The sequence below is a fragment of the Hymenobacter lapidiphilus genome (genome assembly GCF_013377885.1).
GTDB classification, from domain to species: domain Bacteria; phylum Bacteroidota; class Bacteroidia; order Cytophagales; family Hymenobacteraceae; genus Hymenobacter; species Hymenobacter lapidiphilus.
The window spans coordinates 1-1,333 of sequence record NZ_JABKAU010000091.1 but is presented as its reverse complement, the minus strand read 5'-3'; the positions used below and the strand labels follow the sequence as shown (position 1 = coordinate 1,333).

Sequence of the window (1,333 nt, the reverse complement as noted above, 5' to 3'; positions counted from 1 at the left end):
AGCAAGGTAAACGCGCGCTGTTCAGTTGAAGAAGGGGTAAGCTTGTGCCTGACGCCTCAGCCATTCCAGCTCCTGCTGGGCGACCTTCGGGTCAATCGAACTATTAGCATAGCGCTCAATAGTGTCCATACAAATCTGGTGGGTTGGCCCATCAGGGTGATGGTGCTCAACGAGCAGGTGAGCGGCCCATAGATTGATATAATACTGGCCTTCCTGTAACAACCCGACGAATGCTACTATTTGATTCGCCCCGATAAATCGTGTATATAATTCCACAAGTTTTTGTGGACCGGGTTCTGCGCGTTGCAGGAGGTTGGCAGGGGTGATACCTAGGAAAAAGTTCTCCCGACACTGCAAGAGAAACATATCCGTCAAGTTTTGCATGCTTTCTTAGACGAGAAACAAAGTGGAAACGAGAGCTGCTGTTTTAGGGGCGCCCGCCACTACAGGCTCTGAACCGCAAAACTGTTCGCGAAAACGGTCCGATGGTAAACGCGCTTCGTTTGGTGGAAGAAGGGATTAAAAGTGCTTCAGCAAATCGAGTGGTTGCCGAAAATGAAGACAGTTGCGTGCGAAGATGAGGCGTCCCCTGGTATTCCTTTATAGCTTTAGAGCCATGAAAAAGTACTTCCTAGTTGTTGCGTTGGTGTTCGGCTTGCCGGCCTGTGGATTGCTCGGCAGCGACGAGTGTGGCCCCGTTCAGGGGCCCACGTACTACGATGTGCAAGGCCTCAGCGCCTCGCTGGCTCGCCAGCCAGCGGCGGCCGCGGCGGAGACGCTGGCCCCGAACGCGACGGTAGCTCGCCAAGAGTTCCGCTTACGGTTGCGGCTTCAGGAACGCTACTACGCCGCGGCGGCCGTTCCTGGAATCATGGGGGCCGCCTATGCCTGCCCGCCTGCTGCCCCGTCCGGGCTATTGGGCACGGCGGAGCGCGCCGACAGCTTGAGCATCACCAGTGCCCACCCGTACGACGCCGCACATCCAGCCGGTGCCTCGCTTCTCGACCTGCTCCTCGACACCGCAGACGTTGCTGCCCAACTGCCCTCGCCGCGACAGCCGCAGGAGCCATTTCGGTGGGTGGATTTTGCCCTGCGGACTCCGCCGGCGGTAGCGGGGCCACAACGGTTTCGGATCTACTACCGGCAAACCAACGGGGAAGTCTATCGCGCGGAGACCGTCACCGTCACGCTGCTCCCGTAGGCGAAAACCAGCATGTCTCCGCATTAGAAGCGGTTTGAGAATACCACTGCTCTGGGACGGTGCAAACTGTCCGACTGCTAAAAAGGCGTTTACGGCCATGTAAACGTTCAGCCAAACGGTCCGAAGGTAAAC

General features: G+C 57.4%; 2 protein-coding genes. One reads left to right on the top strand and one right to left on the bottom strand.

What is annotated here, in order from left to right; translation table 11 throughout:
* Positions 1-21 precede the first annotated feature (21 nt).
* Positions 22-366 (bottom strand): hypothetical protein, encoded by a 345-nt coding sequence (locus HW554_RS20165; RefSeq protein WP_176910326.1) that lies wholly within the window; start codon positions 364-366, stop codon positions 22-24.
* Positions 367-616: 250 nt separating this feature from the next.
* On the opposite strand from HW554_RS20165, the gene HW554_RS20160 reads away from it, so the two are divergent.
* Complete coding sequence (locus HW554_RS20160) at positions 617-1,201, top strand: hypothetical protein (RefSeq protein ID WP_176910325.1); 585 nt, start codon at positions 617-619, stop codon at positions 1,199-1,201.
* Positions 1,202-1,333 lie beyond the last annotated feature (132 nt).